The sequence below is a fragment of the Rubrivirga aquatilis genome (assembly GCF_046845665.1).
GTDB lineage: Bacteria > Bacteroidota > Rhodothermia > Rhodothermales > Rubricoccaceae > Rubrivirga.
Genome location: NZ_CP177355.1, coordinates 4,087,737 through 4,104,144, shown reverse-complemented (window position 1 = coordinate 4,104,144; position 16,408 = coordinate 4,087,737). Strand labels below are relative to the sequence as shown.

General features: G+C 73.3%; 16 protein-coding genes. 9 read left to right on the top strand and 7 right to left on the bottom strand.

Features of this window, described 5'->3' with window-relative positions:
• The first annotated feature begins 73 nt into the window (after nt 1–73).
• Nucleotides 74–2,521 (top strand): S9 family peptidase, encoded by a 2,448-nt coding sequence (locus tag ACLII4_RS18035; protein ID WP_412068791.1) that lies wholly within the window; start codon nt 74–76, stop codon nt 2,519–2,521.
• Between the two features lie 62 nt (nt 2,522–2,583).
• On the opposite strand, the gene ACLII4_RS18030 is transcribed toward ACLII4_RS18035, so the two are convergent.
• A complete protein-coding gene (locus ACLII4_RS18030; protein ID WP_412068790.1) occupies nt 2,584–4,509 on the bottom strand; it encodes an alpha/beta fold hydrolase in 1,926 nt (641 codons plus the stop codon).
• Nucleotides 4,510–4,593: 84 nt separating this feature from the next.
• Here ACLII4_RS18030 and ACLII4_RS18025 point away from each other — a divergent pair, with 84 nt between their 5' ends.
• Together ACLII4_RS18025 and ACLII4_RS18020 are read left to right on the top strand one after the other, a co-directional pair.
• Nucleotides 4,594–5,313: a queuosine precursor transporter gene (locus tag ACLII4_RS18025; protein WP_412068789.1), complete on the top strand. Its 720-nt coding sequence runs from the start codon at nt 4,594–4,596 to the stop codon at nt 5,311–5,313.
• A 197-nt stretch (nt 5,314–5,510) separates the two neighbouring features.
• Nucleotides 5,511–7,028: a SulP family inorganic anion transporter gene (locus ACLII4_RS18020; RefSeq protein ID WP_412068788.1), complete on the top strand. Its 1,518-nt coding sequence runs from the start codon at nt 5,511–5,513 to the stop codon at nt 7,026–7,028.
• Nucleotides 7,029–7,079: 51 nt separating this feature from the next.
• Here ACLII4_RS18020 and ACLII4_RS18015 read toward each other — a convergent pair whose 3' ends face one another.
• On the bottom strand, nt 7,080–9,284 hold the full coding sequence (locus tag ACLII4_RS18015; protein WP_412068787.1) for a TonB-dependent receptor: 2,205 nt from the start codon (nt 9,282–9,284) through the stop codon (nt 7,080–7,082).
• A 97-nt stretch (nt 9,285–9,381) separates the two neighbouring features.
• Nucleotides 9,382–9,855: a hypothetical protein gene (locus tag ACLII4_RS18010; RefSeq protein WP_412068786.1), complete on the bottom strand. Its 474-nt coding sequence runs from the start codon at nt 9,853–9,855 to the stop codon at nt 9,382–9,384.
• 58 nt (nt 9,856–9,913) lie between these two features.
• Between ACLII4_RS18010 and ACLII4_RS18005 the strand changes: the two genes are divergently transcribed.
• Entirely contained in the window at nt 9,914–10,330 is a 417-nt protein-coding gene (locus ACLII4_RS18005) for a hypothetical protein (RefSeq protein WP_412068785.1), read from the top strand.
• A 31-nt stretch (nt 10,331–10,361) separates the two neighbouring features.
• Here the strand turns inward: ACLII4_RS18005 and tsaD are convergent, their stop codons facing one another.
• Together tsaD and ACLII4_RS17995 are read right to left on the bottom strand one after the other, a co-directional pair.
• Nucleotides 10,362–11,399 carry a tRNA (adenosine(37)-N6)-threonylcarbamoyltransferase complex transferase subunit TsaD gene (gene tsaD / locus ACLII4_RS18000; RefSeq protein WP_412068784.1) on the bottom strand — a complete coding sequence of 346 codons (1,038 nt, stop codon included), beginning with the start codon at nt 11,397–11,399 and terminating at the stop codon, nt 10,362–10,364.
• Between the two features lie 99 nt (nt 11,400–11,498).
• Entirely contained in the window at nt 11,499–12,263 is a 765-nt protein-coding gene (locus ACLII4_RS17995) for a DUF5666 domain-containing protein (RefSeq protein WP_412068783.1), read from the bottom strand.
• Nucleotides 12,264–12,428: 165 nt separating this feature from the next.
• On the opposite strand from ACLII4_RS17995, the gene ACLII4_RS17990 reads away from it, so the two are divergent.
• Nucleotides 12,429–13,568 (top strand): phosphopentomutase, encoded by a 1,140-nt coding sequence (locus tag ACLII4_RS17990; RefSeq protein WP_412068782.1) that lies wholly within the window; start codon nt 12,429–12,431, stop codon nt 13,566–13,568.
• Here the strand turns inward: ACLII4_RS17990 and ACLII4_RS17985 are convergent, their stop codons facing one another.
• Entirely contained in the window at nt 13,569–13,913 is a 345-nt protein-coding gene (locus ACLII4_RS17985) for a hypothetical protein (protein WP_412068781.1), read from the bottom strand.
• Nucleotides 13,914–13,969: 56 nt separating this feature from the next.
• Between ACLII4_RS17985 and ACLII4_RS17980 the strand changes: the two genes are divergently transcribed.
• Genes ACLII4_RS17980 through ACLII4_RS17965 form a run of 4 tightly spaced genes read left to right on the top strand, consistent with a single transcriptional unit; the run spans nt 13,970 to nt 15,401 of the window.
• The gene (locus ACLII4_RS17980; protein WP_412068780.1) at nt 13,970–14,374 is read left to right on the top strand and encodes a hotdog fold thioesterase; all 405 of its coding nucleotides are present in this window, start codon (nt 13,970–13,972) and stop codon (nt 14,372–14,374) included.
• Nucleotides 14,371–14,796 carry a DUF6314 family protein gene (locus ACLII4_RS17975; protein WP_412068779.1) on the top strand — a complete coding sequence of 142 codons (426 nt, stop codon included), beginning with the start codon at nt 14,371–14,373 and terminating at the stop codon, nt 14,794–14,796. The genes ACLII4_RS17980 and ACLII4_RS17975 overlap by 4 nt, the downstream gene beginning before the upstream one ends.
• 36 nt (nt 14,797–14,832) lie before the next feature.
• Nucleotides 14,833–15,135, top strand: a complete 303-nt coding sequence (locus tag ACLII4_RS17970; RefSeq protein ID WP_412068778.1) for a EutN/CcmL family microcompartment protein — start codon at nt 14,833–14,835, stop codon at nt 15,133–15,135.
• Nucleotides 15,132–15,401: a EutN/CcmL family microcompartment protein gene (locus tag ACLII4_RS17965; RefSeq protein WP_412068777.1), complete on the top strand. Its 270-nt coding sequence runs from the start codon at nt 15,132–15,134 to the stop codon at nt 15,399–15,401. The genes ACLII4_RS17970 and ACLII4_RS17965 overlap by 4 nt, the downstream gene beginning before the upstream one ends.
• A gap of 10 nt (nt 15,402–15,411) precedes the next feature.
• Here ACLII4_RS17965 and ACLII4_RS17960 read toward each other — a convergent pair whose 3' ends face one another.
• Nucleotides 15,412–16,362 carry a DUF368 domain-containing protein gene (locus ACLII4_RS17960; RefSeq protein ID WP_412068776.1) on the bottom strand — a complete coding sequence of 317 codons (951 nt, stop codon included), beginning with the start codon at nt 16,360–16,362 and terminating at the stop codon, nt 15,412–15,414.
• Between the last annotated feature and the right edge of the window lie 46 nt (nt 16,363–16,408).

Below are 16,408 nucleotides of genomic sequence, written 5' to 3'. Positions count from 1 at the left end.
ACCCACCAGGCGCCGAGCGTGGACTGAGCCCCGACGGATCGGTCTATACTTCAGGACCCGACCGCCCGCTCCGATGCGCCTCGTCCCGTTCCTCGCCGCCCTGTGCCTCGTCGCCCCCGCGCTCGCGCAGGACGACCCGCTCGCCTACCAGACGCCCGCGCCCGAACTGGCAGCCCTCGTCGACGCGCCGCGGACGCCCGCCGTGTCGCTGTCGCCCGACGGCGCGACGATGGCGCTGCTGACGCAGGCGAGCGTCCCGCCGGTCGCCGAGCTGGCCGAGCCCGAGGTGGGCGTGGCGGGCGTCCGCGTCAACCCGCGGACGACCGGGCCGAGCCGCGCGAGCGGGTACACCGGCGTCACGCTCCGCCCCGTCCGGGGCGACGACGAGCGCGCGGTGACGGGCTTCCCCCTCGGCGCCCGCCTGCGGAGCCCGTCGTGGAGCCCCGACGGCGCGGCGATGGCCGTGCTGGCGGACCGTGCCGACCGCGTCGAGCTCTACGTCGTCGATGTGGCGACGGCGCGGGCGCGGCGGGCGACCGAGCACGCCGTCAACGACGCCGCGCCGGGCGCGGCGGTCGCGTGGCTGGGCAGCGACCGGCTCGTCGTCCGGACCGTCCTCGCCGGTCGCGGCGAGGCTCCGGCCGAGTCGACCGTCCCGACCGGCCCCGTCGTGCAGGAGTCGACCGGCGCCGCGGCCCCGGCGCGGACGTACCAGGACCTGCTAGCGAGCCCCCATGACGAGGCCCTCTTCGACTACTACATGACGAGCCAGGTCGTCGTGGTCGGGCTCGACGGGGCCGAGCGCGGGGTCGGACCGGCGGGCGTGGTCACGGCGATGCGGCCGTCGCCGGACGGGCGGTACCTGCTCACCGAGACGCGGCACCGGCCGTACTCGTACCTCGTCCCATGGTACCGCTTCCCGAACCGCGCCGACGTCTGGGACCTCGCCAGCGGGGACTTGGTGGCGACCGTCGACGACGCGCCCCTCGCCGAGCGCGTGCCGATCGCCTTCGGGTCGGTCCCGACGGGCCCCCGGTCCTTCGAGTGGCGGGCCGACGCGCCGGCCACGCTCGTCTGGGCCGAGGCTCAGGACGGCGGCGACGCGGGCGCCCCCGCCGAGGTCCGCGACCGGCTGATGACGCTCGACGCCCCGTTCGCGGGCGACCCGGCCGTGCTGGCGACGCTGCCGCTCCGGTACTCCGGCGTCACCTGGGGCGACGACCGCACGGCCATCGTCGAGGAGTACATGTGGCAGGACCGGACGCGCCGGGCCTACGTGCTCGACCCGTCGGCCCGGACCCTGCGGGAGCTGTTCACGGTCTCGTTCGAGGACCGCTACGGCGACCCCGGCCGGCCGATGACGGAGGCGAATGCCGCCGGGCAGGACGTCCTGGTGCTCGACGGCGACGCCTCGTTCTGGCGGGGGCAGGGCGCCTCGGCCGAGGGCAACCGCCCGTTCGTCCGCCGCCTCGACCTCGCGACGGGCGAGAGCACCGAGCTCTTCCGCTCCGACGCCCCGTACTACGAGGCCCCCGTCGACTTCCTCGGCGCCCCCGGTACCATCTTGTTGACGCGACGCGAGACCGCGACGGACCCGCCGAACTACGTCGCCCGCGACCTGCGCACCGGCGAGGCCGAGGTGCTCACGCGGTTCGCGCACCCGTACCCCGAGCTGGCGGCCGTCCAGAAGGAGACGATCGAGTACGAGCGTGAGGACGGCGTCCCGCTCTCGGCGACGCTCTACCTCCCGCCCGGCTACGACGCCGCGCGCGACGGCCCGCTCCCGACGCTCGTCTGGGCGTACCCGACGGAGTTCAAGAGCGCCGACGCGGCCGGCCAGCGCTCCGACAGCCCCTACCAGTTCACCTACGTCAGCTACTGGGGCGCCGTCCCGTTCGTGACGCGGGGCTACGCCGTCTTGGACGACGCCTCGTTCCCGGTCGTCGGCGAGGGCGACACGGAGCCCAACGACAGCTTCCGCGAGCAGCTCGTGATGAACGGCCGGGCCGCCATTGCCGCCGGCGTCGCGCGCGGCGTCGTCGACCCGGACCGCGTGGCCGTCGGGGGCCACAGCTACGGGGCGTTCATGGTCGGCAACCTGCTCGCGCACTCGGACCTGTTCCGCGCCGGGATCGCCCGGTCGGGCGCCTACAACCGGACGCTGACGCCGTTCGGCTTCCAGCGCGAGGAGCGGACGTTCTGGGACGACCCGATGCTCTACGTCGGCATGAGCCCGTTCATGCACGCCGACAAGATCGACGAGCCGATCCTGCTCATCCACGGGCAGGCCGACAACAACCCGGGCACGTTCACGCTCCAGTCGGAGCGGCTCTACGGGGCGCTCAAGGGGCTCGGCGGGACGGCCCGGCTGGTCCTGCTCCCGGCCGAGAGCCACGGCTACCGCGGCCGCGAGTCGCTGCTCCACATGCTGTGGGAGGAGGACCAGTGGCTCGAGCGCTACGTCAAGCTGGCCACACCCACCTCCGGCCTCGACGTCGAGGCCGGCGCGGCCGGCGACTGAGTCCGGCCGCCCCGAGCCGTCGCCGGCCGGCCTCTACAGGCGCCTGTAGAGGCCGGCCGGGTCTACAGCAGCCCCGCCATCGCAGCGACAGCGACCACCGTCCCCGAGGCTGCAGCCACAAGGGCGTAGTGCGCGCGCCACATCGCGGTCCACCAGCGCCGCCGCCACGCGACGATGGCGAGCCCCACGGCCCCGGCCGCCAGCGCGGCGGTCAGCCACGGCAGCACGAGCAGCCAGGCCGCGTCGCCCGGCAGCCCGAAGGCAAGGAGGTACGGGTTCACGGCCGCCGCCTGGGCCACGGCGGCCCCGAGCCCCCCGACCCACACGAGCGCCGCCGTCGCGGCGGCCCCGGCCACCCAGCGCGGCCCGCGCGGCCCGTCTGCCCCGCGTCGTCGGAGGGCGGCGACCGGCCACCCCACGACCGCCGACAGCAGGACGAGCACGGCCAGCCCGACCGGGAGCAGGAGCGCCGGGCGCCGCGAGAGCGCCGAGGCGACCCGGCCGACCCCGCTCGCGGGCGTCACGTCGGTCACGAACGCCAGCGGCGGGACGTCGGCGAGGCACCGGGTGTCCAGCGGCCGCCCCGGAGCGTCGAGGAACGCGCGCACCAGGCCGACGGCGCACCCCGCGTCCTCGCTGAGCACGACGTGGTGGCTGTGGTGCGGGACCTCGACGACGGTCCCGTTCGCCAGCCCCGCGACCGCCAGCCGCGCATACGCCGGCGGCGTGACGGGGTCGAGGGCGCCGACGAGGGCCAGCATCGGGACGTCGCTCCGGACGGCGCGGGCCTCGGCGGAGTCGCCGCGCGCGTCGTGGATCGCGTCGCAGAGCGCCCGCTCGCGCGGCTGGTCGTACCAGGGCGCTAGGCGGGGGTAGTCCGGCCGCTCGGCCTCAGCGGCCCCGAGGTGGGGCGCCGCGTCGAAGCACGTCATCGCGTAGTTCAGTGGCCGGTTGAACACGTCCGGCCCGACGCCGATGCCCTCCGCCATCGTCCGGAGGGCCCGCTCGTCGCGCGCCAGCACCGCTCGGACGGCGAGCGGGAACACCTCGACGAACGGCCGGCCGTAGAGCCCCTGGTAGACGCTCGCGGCCAGGAGCGTCCCGTCGAGGACGACCTGGCCCCCCGGGAAGCGCGCGGTGTCGGCCATCGCGAGGCGGACCGGCTCGCGCTCGAGCGCCGCGAGAGCTCGGTAGAAGTCGTCTTGGAGGTCGGGGTACGCCGCCCGGCAGGCGCGGTCGGCCGCGCACCGCTCGAACACCAGCCCGAGCGTCCGCGTGTAGCGGGCCGGCGAGTACGCGACGGGCGCGTTCGGGACGGCCGGGGCCAGGAGCACCGCGCTCCGGATCCCGCCGGGCGTGTCGCGGAGCGCGGTCAGCGCCAAGCGCGAGCCGTACGAGACTCCGAGCAGGTTCCACTCGGCGACGCCCAGCGCGTGGCGGAGGGCGTCGAGGTCGCGGGCGACGGCGGCACTCGTGTAGGCCGCGACGTCGTGGCCCGCCGCGGCCATCCGCGCCCGGCACGCCCGGAGCGCGTCGGCGACGGCCGCCTCGGTGGGGGCCGCGGCGCCCCCCCGGCTCAGCGCCGCCGCGATCGCCCGGTTCTCGGCGGGGCAGAACGCGGGGTCGGAGGCCCCCGTCCCGCGCACGTCGACCAGGATCAGGTCGCGCTCGGCCCGGACCGCCCGCCAGAACGGGTGCGCCAGGGCCGAGCGGATCAGGCGCACGGCCCCGAAGCCGGGCCCCCCGTTCAGGAAGACGACGGGGTCGGGAGCCGGCGTCGGGCTCAGGCTGGGGACGCGGGCTACGGCGAGGCCGATCTCGGGACTCGCGGGGTCGCCCCACCGCTCGGGGACGGCGAGGCGCCCGCACTCGACGCCCGCCGCGTCCTCAGCGTTCGGGCAGTCCGAGACGACGTACGGGCTCGAGGCCCGTTGTGCCGTCACCGGAGCAGCCCCGGCGACGAGGAGCGCGAGGAGGAGGGGTCTCATGACGTGAGGTGAAGCGCGCCGGAGTCTAGGGCTGGGGCGCTAAACCGCGACGGGGGCGACCGGGAACGGCGGTAGACTCTGCCCATGCACGTCCTCACGCGGCCCCAGCGCGTCTTCGTCGTCTGCGCCGCCGTCTTCCTGACGGCGCTCGTCATCGCCGAGGCGACGGCGGGCAAGTTTTTTACGGCGTTCGACCTCCCCGTCGCGGTCCGGATTCTGGGCGTCGAGTTCCCCAGCGTCGTCATGACGGCCGGCGTCATCGCATTCCCGGTCACGTTCATCGTGACGGACGTGATGAACGAGTACTTCGGCACGGCGGGCATCCGGTTCGTGACGTTCGTGGGGCTGGCGATGGTGGTCTTCGCCTTCGGCCTGTTGCAGATCGCGCTCGCCGTCCCGACCGCCCCGAACTCGCCCGTCCCCGACGCCGCCTTCGCCGCCGTCTTCGGGACGACCTCGCGCGTCATCGTCGCCAGCCTGATCGCCTACCTCGTCGGCCAGCTCGTCGACATCTCCCTTTTCCACTGGCTCCGTCGGCTGACCGCCGGCCGCCACCTGTGGCTCCGGGCGACCGGCTCCACCCTCGGCTCGCAGTTTCTGGACACGTTCGTCGTGCTGGCGATCGCCTTCGCGGGGCAGCTGGCGATCGGCGAGATCGTCGCGATCACCCTCTTCAACTACGGTTACAAGGTCGTGATCGCCATCGCCATCACGCCGCTCGTGTACGCCGCGCACGCCGCCATCGACCGGTATCTCGGCCACGACCTGGCCACCCGATTGGAAGAAACCGCCGAGGCCGGCTAACCCGTCACGGCCCGTCCGTGCGGGCGGTGTGAACTGGAAGGGCTTCCGGCGCAGAAGTCGGGAGAAGACGGGCCCAAACCGGCCGGCGAGCTGCAGCGGCGGGTAATTTCAGGGTGCGCGGCACGGTTGGTGCCGTCGCTACAGGACCTGCGCCCGGTGCGCGGGTCCTTTTTGTTTCGACGCATCCCCGAGTCCGCTTGACGCTCCGCCTGCCCGCCTCCCTCGACCCCGCCACGCTCCGCCACGAGTGGTTCGGCAACGTCCGCCCCGACCTGCTGGCGGGCGTGGTCGTCGCCCTGGCCTTGATCCCCGAGGCCATCGCCTTCTCCATCATCGCCGGCGTCGACCCCAAGGTGGGGCTCTACGCCTCGTTCGTGATCGCCGTCACGACGTCGTTCGTGGGCGGCCGGCCGGGCATGATCTCGGCCGCGACCGGCGCCATGGCGCTCCTGATGATCACGCTCGTCCGCGACCACGGGCTGGAGTACCTCTTCGCCGCGACGATCCTGACCGGCATCATCCAGTTCGCGTTCGGCGCCTTCAAGCTGGGCCGGGCCATGAAGTTCGTCCCGAAGGCCGTGATGGTCGGGTTCGTGAACGCCCTCGCGATCCTCATCTTCATGGCGCAGCTCCCGCAGTTCGCGGGTCAGGGCTGGATGATGTACGCGTTCGTGGCCGCCGGGCTGGCGATCATCTACGGGCTCCCGCGCATCACGACCGTCATCCCGTCGCCGCTCGTCGCCATCGTGGCGCTGACGGGCGTGAGCCTGGCGCTGTCCGGCGGCTGGGGCCTCAACACGGTCGGCGACATGGGCGCGCTGCCGACCGAACTCCCGGTCTTCTCGATCCCCTCGACCGGCCTGGGCTGGGAGACGCTGTCGATCATCTTCCCGGTCTCGTTCGCGCTCGCGCTCGTCGGCCTGATCGAGTCGCTCCTGACGGCCCAGATCGTCGACGAGCGGACGGACACGGACTCCGACAAGAATCGCGAGGCGCGCGGGCAGGGGATCGCCAACGTGATCTCCGGCTTCTTCGGCGGGATGGCCGGCTGCGCGATGATCGGCCAGTCCGTCATCAACGTGTCGTCCGGCGGGCGCGGGCGGCTGTCGACGTTCTCGGCCGGCGCGTTCCTGCTCCTGTTCATCCTGGTCCTGTCCGACTGGCTGGTCTTGATCCCGATGGGCGCGCTCGTCGCCGTCATGGTGATGGTGTCGATCGGGACGTTCGACTGGAGCTCGATCCCGGCGATGGCGAAGGGCAAGAAGTCCGAGTCGTTCGTGATGCTGGTCACCGTCGCGGCCGTCGTCATCACGCACGACCTGTCGATCGGCGTCTTGGCGGGCGTCGTCCTGAGCGCGCTGTTCTTCGCTAGGGAGGTCGCGAACCACGCCTATATGGAGCTCCACGAGGACCACTCCCACGACGGCCGGACCCACACCTACGTCGTCACAGGCTCGCTCTTTTTCGTGACGGTCCAGGGCTTCCTCAACACGTTCGACTTTACCGAGGACGTCGACCGCGTGGTCCTCGACCTCTCGGCGGCGCACGTCTGGGACGGCTCGGCCGTCGACGCCATCGACCGGGCCGTCCTCCGCTTCCGCCGTCGGGGTGTCGAGGTGGAGATCGTCGGGCTCAACGACGCCAGCCAGTCGCTCCACGACCGGCTCGCCGTCCACGACAAGCCGGGCGCCCTCGCCCCCGCGGGCAGCCACTAGCCCCGTCCCGCCTCGGCGACTCCTTCGGGAGAGTCACCGAGGCGGGGTGGATCAGAGCGACAGCTTGACGCCGCCGTTGGCGATGAACCCGTCGGTCGGCGCCCAGAGATCGGCGAACGTCGGCGCGCCGCGCGGGCCGAGGACGACCGGGCCGTAGTTCGTCTGCTGCGTGTCGAGGAGGTTCTCGAGGTTGAGGAAGACGCGGGCCGGGCCGACGCGCCACTCGCCCATGAGGCCCGTCACCCAGTAGCCGTCGGTGCGGCCGCCGTCGGGGAGGTCCTGCGCGCTGGTGTAGTACGCCTCCAGCCCGATCCGGCCCTGGCCGTGGCGCTCCCACACGAGCACGGAGTACGTCTTGTGGGCGGGTGTCAGCGGGACGCGGCGGCGCACGATCCCGTCGGCCGGGCCAATCGCGGCCTCCGTCGCCTGGAGGTACACGTAGCCCAGAAAGAGCTTGAGGTCGCCGAGCCCGAACCGGGCGTTCGTCTCCGTCCCGCGCGACCAGACCGGCCCGTCGGCGTTTTGGTAGCGGAGCACGTCCGGGTCGCCCTGGACTTGCGGCATCGCCGGGACGAGCGCGTCGTCGAGGCGCGTCGCGAAGACGGCCTGGTTGAGCGACAGCGTCACCCGGCCGCCCAGGACGGTGCGGAGGTTGAGGTCGACGGTGCCGCCGGCGGAGGTCTCCGCCCGGACCGTCTCATCGAGGGGGGCGACGCTGCGGAAGGCGCGGGCCTCCGACGGCTCGAGAAAGACCGTCGGCGCCTGGTAGCCGAGCCCGGCCGTCGCGCGCAACGCCACGCCCTCGGCGACCCGGACGAGCGCCGAGGCGCGGGGCAGGACGAACACGCCGTAGGTGTCGTGCCAGTCGCCCCTCAGCCCGAGCTCGACCGCCACCCGGTCGCCGATGTCGCGTGTGTCTTGGACGAACGCGCCGACCGTGAACTGATCGTCGTCCAGCTCCGGCCCGACCGCGTCGCGCTGGTCGAAGGCGTCCGTGCGGAGGTCGAGGCCGACGACGACGTCGTGCGTGTCGTGGTCGACGAGCGCTGAGGCCTCGGCGTACGTCGACAGTTGGTCCCCCTCGAAGCGGTAGTCGGGCAGAGCGAGGCGGCGGTCGAACAGGCTGGTGCTCTGCTTGGCGGTCAGCGTGACGGCTTCGGACACCGCGTGGTCGAGCCGGAGCTGCGAGGTCAGCCGCGCGCTCTCGCTGTGCTCGGTGTAGCCGGCCGCGCCGTCCTCGATGACGGCCACGTCGCCGCCCTCGCGGTCCTCGACCGTCCCCGAGAGCCCGCCCCACAGCGTCGTCGCGTCGGAGAGGTAGGCGTAGATGCGCGGCGCGACGGTCAGGCGTCGCGTCCGGGGGAGGTTGGTAAAGGCGTCGCCGTCGCCGTCGTAGGCGCCCTGCCCGTTCGCCGAGGCCAGGAGGGTGTAGCCGAGCCGCTCGTTCCGGCCGGACAGGAACGAGCCGACGTCGACGCCGCCCGCGCTCGTCACATTCAGCAACACGGACCGCTCGGGCGCCCCGAGGCGGGGCTCGCGCGAGACGAGGTTGACGAGCCCGGCGATGGCGCCCGCGCCGTACAACGTCGACGCCGGGCCCTTGATGACCTCGACCTGACGGAGGTCGAGCGGCGGGACCTGCAGGATCGACAGCCCGCCCGAGAACCCGCCGTAGAGCGGGAAGCCGTCCTTCAAGAGCTGCGTGTAGCGGCCGTCGAGCCCCTGGATCCGGATCGACGCGTTCCCCGAGACCGCCGAGGTCTGCTGGACGACGATCCCCGGCGACTCGTTGAGCAGCATCGTGATGTTCGACGGGTCCATCGAGACCTTCTCGTCGATCTCCTCGCCCGCGATCGTCTCGACGCGCGTCGGCAGGTCGGCAATCGTGCGGCTCGTCCGCGTCGCGGACACGACCACGTCGTCGAGCGCTTCCTCGTCCTCCTCGAGCGCCACCTCGATGGGCGCGCCGTCGGGGCGGGGGAGGGTGGCCCGGACGGTCGCGGGCTGGTAGCCGATAAACGAGACGGTCAAGGTGAGATCACCGGCCGGCAAGCCGGTCAGGGTCGCCAGGCCGTCGGCGTCGGCGGAGGCGCCGATGGGCGTGCCGTCGGTGGAGAAGACGACCGTCGCGCCCGTGAGCGGGGCGCCGCTGTGCTCGTCGGTCACGCGGACCGTGAGGGCGTGCTGGGCGGCGGGGGCGCCGGCGAGCGCCAGCAGGAGGGCGAGCCCAACGAGGGCTCGGAGGGGGGACATCATGGGGTCGGGGGGACGCCACACGCACGAGCGGCGGGCGGCGGAGGTCTGGCAGGGCAAGGGGTACCGAGCGCGACGCGCCCGGCCGTCAGGTCGACGGCTACCCCTGCGGCGGATGCCAGACCGCGTCGCCCTCGTCGACGCCCGTGGGCTCCTGCGACGGGGCCCGGACCATGGTGTCGCCCTCCGCGTCGACCGGGCGGTCGACGGGCGGCGTGTCGGCGACGCGCTTGCCGCACGAGACGCAGGCGCAGCAGCCCCCGGTCGGCGGGCACGGCTCACCGGGAGGACACGGATGCCTCGTGGACTCGGACGCGATCTCGCCGCAGCAGTCGTCGGCGGGCCCCGCGAGCCACACCGACTCCGCGCTTGCTGCGGCCGTCTCGGTCTCGGCCGTCCCGCTGGCAGGGAGGCCGGCGACGGCGGAGAGCAGGGCGAGGAGGACGGCGAGCATCGGCGGCAAGATCGGGCGGTCCGGCGCCAGCGGCTGCTGAGGGTTCGGGAAGTCCGGGCTCGGACGGGCCGCTCCGCCGGCCTCGGCGCTGAGGTCGGCAAGGAACGAGTCTAGGCTCAAGGGCCCTTCCACCCATGCCGATACGAACGCCACCACGCGGTGCCCTGCGCGCTCCCCCATGACCTCCCCACCCGACCCGTCCCTGAGGGCCCGGCTCGACCGCCTCCACCACTGGCTCACCCTCGAGGGATGGACGGGGACGCTCGCCGCCGCGGGGTACTGGGTCCCGACGGGCCTGCTCGCGGCGTTGCTCGGCACGGCCGCCGTGGCCTTCGTGCCGTACCTCCTGACGGCCCTGTATGCGATCGGGAGGCCGGGGTGGATCGTCGGGTTCGTAGGAGTCGTCGGGGTTGCGGGGGCCGCCGGGGCTGCCCTGGGTCCCCCGTTTGGGCTGTATCTCGCCCTGCTCGCGTTCTACGCCTACACCTGGACGCTGCGTCTGTTTGTGAGGGAGTGGCTCCGCAGCGCGGAGGAGGCGATCGAGTGGGACCGGAGGCAGCGGGAGTGGGCCGAGGTCACGGCCCTCCACATCTAGGGCGCGTTCCCCGGCGTGTGTCCGCGCCGGGTCAGAGCGCCAGGCTCGGGTCGATGCCGATGTCGAGGCCGGAGGACTGGCCCGCGGCCCACTTCGCCGCGGCGGTCACCGCGATCATCGCCGCGTTGTCGACCGAGTGCGCGGGGTCCGGGATGAAGACCCCGAAGCCGTCGCTCGCGCCCGCCTCCGTCATCGCCGCGCGCAGACCGCGGTTGGCCGAGACGCCGCCGACGACGGCGACGGCGCGGACGCCCGTCTGCTCGACGGCCTCCCGGACGCCAGCCACGAGCGCCTCGACCACGACGCGCTGAAACGACGCCGCCACGTCCGCCCGGTGCGCCTCGACGGTCGCTTCGCGCGCGTCGTCGCCCAGATCCGCCATCCAGTAGCGGACGGCGGTTTTGATGCCGCTGAACGACAGGTCGAAGAGCGCCTCGCCGCGACGGCCCTTCGGCCCCAAACGCGGGCTGGGCAGATCTAAAAACGCCGGGTCGCCCTCACCCGCGAGCCGGTCGATGTGGGGGCCACCGGGGTACGGCAGGCCAAGGAGCTTGGCCACCTTGTCGAACGCCTCGCCCGCCGCGTCGTCGCGCGTCCGGCCGAGCTCGTGGTGGACGAACCCCTCCTCCACGAGCGTCAGCAGCGTGTGGCCGCCGGAGACCGTCAGGCACAGGAACGGGAGGGGCGGCCGGGGCTCGGCGATCATCACCGAGTACACGTGCCCTTCGAGGTGGTTGACGCCGATGAGCGGGACGCCCGCGCCGAGCGCCAGCCCCTTCGCCACGCTCAGCCCAACGAGGAGCGAGCCGGCCAGCCCGGGCCCGACGGTCACGGCGACGGCGCCCACATCACCCATCGCGATCCCGGCCTCGTCGAGCGCGGCGCGGACGGTCGGCACGATGAGCTGCTCGTGCGCCCGGCTCGCGTGCTCGGGCACGACGCCGCCGAACGCCTCGTGGATGCGCTGCCCGGCGACCACGCTCGACGCCAGCGCCCCATCGCGCCACACGGCCGCGGCGGTGTCGTCGCACGACGTCTCGATGGCGAGGATGGGGGGGAGGTCGGCCACGCCGCAAGCTATCCCCGCCCGGCCCGGCGCCGGGCCCCTCAACAGATCGGGGCGGCCCGCAGGTGCAGGCCGCCCCGGGTGGGTCCGACGGTGAGGGACTTAGTCGTCGCTCTCGTCATCGCCATCGTCCTCGTCGTCGATCTCGATCTCCGTGGCGATCAGGACGTCATCGGCGTCGAAGAGGCCCTCGACCTCGACCCGGTCGCCGACGGTGAGGGCGGCGAAGGTCGTGCCCTCGATCTCGGTCTCGGAGACGACCACGAAGGCGAGGCCGGCGACGACGATCTCGCCGTCGGCGAGCGCCTCGATCCGGCCCTCGACCTCGACTTCGTCGTCCTCATAGCCGTCGTCGCGGCCGTCCTCGACCTCGATCTCCTCGGCGACCAGACCGCTCCCGTCGTAGCGGCCCTCGATCTCGACGACGTCGCCGACGGCGAGCGCGTCGAGCGAGAGGTCGTCGTCGACCTCCGTCTCGGCGGTGAGCGCGAACGCGAGGCCGCGGACGGTGACCGTGGCCTCGTCGAGCGCCTCGATCGGGCCGCGGACTTCGACCTCCTCGCCGTCGGCGTCGCCGCGGAGCGCGACGACCCGGCCGGCGCCCCGCTCGCGGACGGCGCCGTCGACGACGACGGTGACCTCGAGGCCGCTGGCGGCCGCAGCGGTGATGTCGAACGTCGACGCCGACGACGTGGCGGCGAAGGGGAGCCCGACGGTCCGGGCAGCCTGGCCGTCGGTGGCGACCTCGGCCGTCGACGCGCCGCGCGTCGCGCGGACCTGGTACTCGACGGACGGGCCGGACTCGACGGCGTCGCATCCGGCCACCAGGGCGAGAGCGAGAAGGGGGATAAGGCGGAGGGAACGCATGGGCATCGGTGGTGGGGGGTGTGCCGGAGAGGATCGGCGGGGCCGGTCGCGAGCGCTTGAGGATTGGCTGATGACTGGGTCGGACCCCGAGATTGGATCGTTCGCGTTCCACTGTGGCACGGCGTCCGGCGCAGCGATCTTTGCCCCTCACCTCCACCTCTGCCCATGCCGCTCTACGTCACGATCGTCCTCGACGGCGCCGGCGTCGGCGACGCGCCGGACGCGGCGGCCTACGGCGACGCCGGGGCCGACACGCTCGGCCACGTCGTCCGTCAGCAGCGGCCCGCGCTCCCGCACCTCACGCGTTGGGGGCTGGGGCACCTCGTCGACGGGCTCGACGCCGTCGACGCACCCGTCGCGTCATGGGGACGGCTGACCGAGCGGGCCGCCGGGAAAGACTCCACGACGGGCCACTGGGCGCTGGCGGGGCTCGTGCTCAAAACGCCGTTCCCGACGTACCCCGACGGCTTCCCCGACGACGTGGTCGCGGCGTTCTGCGATCGGGCGGGCGTCGACGGGGTCCTGTCCAACGCGCCCGCCTCGGGGACGACGGTCATCGCGGAGCTGGGCGAGGAGCACCAGCGGACCGGGCGGCCCATCGTCTACACCTCGGGCGACAGCGTCTTTCAGATCGCAGCGCACGTGGACACGATCCCCCTGGCGGACCTGTACCGGATGTGCAGGGTCGCTCGCGAGCAGGTGATGGTCGGCGAGCACGCGGCCGGGCGCGTCATCGCGCGGCCCTTTGAAGGCGTGCCCGCCGCGTACGAGCGGCTGTCGGCCAAGCGCAAGGACTACTCGCTCCTGCCCTCAGCGCCGACGCTCCTCGACCGGCTCCAGGACGCGGGCGTGCGGACGGTCTGCATCGGCAAGATCGCGGCGCTGTTCGGGGGCGTCGGCGTGGACGTCGAGACCAAGACGGCCGGGAACGCGGACGGCATCCACGAAACGCTGGCAGCGATTCGCGAGGCGTCGGCGTCGGGCGAGCCGACGTATATCTGGACGAACCTGGTCGACTTCGACGAACTCTACGGCCACCGCCGCGACGCGCCCGGCTACGCGGCGGCGCTCGAAGCCTTCGACGCGGCGCTGCCCGCGCTGCAAGCCGCGCTCCCCCCGGGCGCCGTGCTCACGCTGACCGCCGACCACGGCAACGACCCGACGTACCAGGGCTCGGACCACACGCGCGAGCGCGTCCCGCTCCTGCGTTACGACGGCGCGCCCGGCCGCGACCTGGGGACGGCCGACTCGTTCGCCGCCCACGCCCACGATGTGGCCGCGCACCTCGGCGTTTCGCTGGCGTAGCTACGCCTCGGCGGTGGCCTCTGTCTTCGCCTCGGCGATCGTCTTGCGGATGGACCGAACCGTGCTCCACGCGCCAAACGCGACGAGCAGGGCGACAAAGCCGTAGACCCACGCGGGCACGTTCTCACCCGCGATGATGAGGTAGACGTAGGCCGACACGAAGCACGCCCCGGCCGCCAGGATCGGCAGGACCGGGCTCTTCTTGGCGCGGACGTTGCGCCCCAGCCACGCCAGCGACGCGAAAAACAGCGGGATGGCACCGACGTAGATCCCGCCGAAGATCAGCGGGTCGACGCCGTACGCGGCGCCCAAGCCGAAGAACCACTCGCGGAGCGCGTCGAACATCAGTGAGGTGGGGGAGCGAGCCCGTAGACTACGCGCCCCGCCGCCGTCTTTCGCCGATGCCTTCCGTCTCCAACTTCTCCGACAGCCCCAACCTGGGCGATACGCTGGGCATCGAGGTCGTTGAGGCCGGGCCGGAGCGGTGCGTGGCGACCATGCCGGTCGACAGCCGTCACCACCAGCCGCTGGGCTACCTCCACGGCGGCGCGACCGTCGCGCTGGCGGAGACGGTCGCGAGTGTGGGCGCCTACCTCGCTGCGCCCGAGGGGTACACGGCGTTCGGGCAGGAGATCAACGCCAACCACCTGCGGTCGATGCGCGAGGGGACGCTCACGGCCGTCGGCACGCCGATCCACGTCGGGCGGACGAGCCAGGTGTGGGGGATCGAGGTGACCGACCAGGACGGGCGGATGATCTGCATCTCCCGGTGCACGCTGGCCGTCGTTCCGGTACGGGCGGAGTGAGCGCGACGGAGGTGCTGGCGCGACTGGCGCGGGCGTCGACGGCGCGCGTCGAGGTGTCGGCGGGGACGGGCGTGTCGGGCACGGGCGCGGGGACCGTCGGCGCGACGCGCGAAGGCGAGGTCGTCGTGCTGGCGGAGGTGGGCGAGTGGGCGCCAGCAGGCGGGCGCGCGATGCGGTGGCGGGCGTCGTCGCGGTGGCGGGCCGAGGGCGGGGCGCTGGCCGTCGAGCACGTCCGGCAGGGGACGCCGGCGAGGGCGGTGTTGGACTTGGTGGACGGGGCATGGGTCGGCCGCGAGCCGCACATCTGCGGGCACGACCAGTACGCGTGCACACTGACGCCGGAGGGCGAGGCGCTGGCGGTGGCGTGGACGATCTCGGGGCCCTGCAAGGCGGCCCGCGTGGTGACGCGGTACGCCGGCTAGCGCGGTCGGTACCTTGCGGGACACCCTCTGCACGTCATGCTTCTCGGCCAGGTCATCGGCACCGTCTGGGCCACCCGGAAAGACCCGGGCCTGGTCGGGATGACGTTCCTGATCGTCCGCGAGGTCGACCTCGACGGCGAGCCGCTCTCGACGGTCGTCGTGGCGGCCGACGCCGTCGGTGCGGGCGTGGGCGAGACGGTGTTGGTGGCCCAGGGGTCGTCGGGGCGGCAGACGGAGGTGACGACCGGGAAGGCCGTCGACGCGGTCATCATGGCGATCGTGGACCGGCTCGACGTGGCGGACCCCGCGTCGCTTCCGGCCGCGCTGGCAGACGCGTGAGGCTGGGCCGCGTCATCGGGAGCGTCTGGGCGACGCAGAAGGACGCCTCGCTGGAGGGCCGGCGGATGCTGCTCGTCCAGCCCTTGCGTGCGGACGGCTCGGAGGCCGGTCGCCCCACGGCGGCGCTCGACACGTGCGACGCGGGGCCCGGCGACACCGTCCTCTTCGTGACCTCGTCGGAGGCGGCCATCCCGTTCCAGCCGCAGCACGCGCTGACGGCGACCGACGCGACGATCGTGGGGGTCGTCGACCCGCCGGCCGCCTAGCTCAGGCCGGCTACTCCGCGTGGACCTCGTCGTGCTCGCGCGCCAGCAGGTCGTCGCCGGCATCGATGCGCCGCGCGCCCAAGACGACGAGCGTGGTGACGGCGGCGAAGCCGAGGGCCGCCAGCCCCAGCGCGAGGGGCCAGTCGGCGCCGGGCGCGAGCAGGACGGACGGGTCGGGGACGACCGAGACGGACCCGTCGGAGTGGGCGTGCTCGACGGTGCCGACCCAGGGCCACAGCGCGCGGAGCGAGCCGGCCAGCAGGCCCACGAGCACGGTCATCGTCACGTCGTGGTAGCGGTCCAGGAGCCAGCTCAGGCCCTTGGCCGCGAGCCCCAGCCCGAGCCCGGCGCCGAGCGCGAACGTGGCCACATACGCGACGTCCAGCGAGCGGAGCGCCTCGAGCGTGGTCCGGTAGAGCCCGAGGACCTCCAGCAGGAACGCGCCGCTGACGCCGGGCAGGATCATGGCGTTGATGGCGACGGCGGCGGTGGCCGCGATGCGGAAGACGCTGGGGTCGGCGGCATCGCCGGAGCGGGGCAGGCCGACCAGGACGAACGCCAGCACGCCGGCCACGACGGCCACGGCCAGGTGCCACGTCTGACGCGTCTTGCGCTCGCGCCACGGGACGACCAGGCTGGCGGCGACGAGCCCGAAGAACAGGGCGCGGCATTGCACGGGGTACCGCTCCAGCAACTCGGGCACGAACAGCGACCCGATGCCGATGGCAGTGAAGATGCCGGCCGCGAGGGGCAGCAGCAGCCCCCACTCGAGGGCGCGGAACTGCCCCAGCGCCTCCCGGAACCGCCCGCGCGCCAGCGTCAGCACCGCCGAGAAGGCCTCGCCGATGGCGTCGATCAGCGCCTTGTAGACGCCGACGATGAGCGCCATCGTCCCACCGCTGACGCCGGGGATGATGTCGGCGCCGCCCATGAGGAGGCCCTGGAGGTAGTGGCGAAGCATCGGGAGAGGAGAAGAGGAGAGGGGCTGGAGGTGGTGGGGCCTCGCG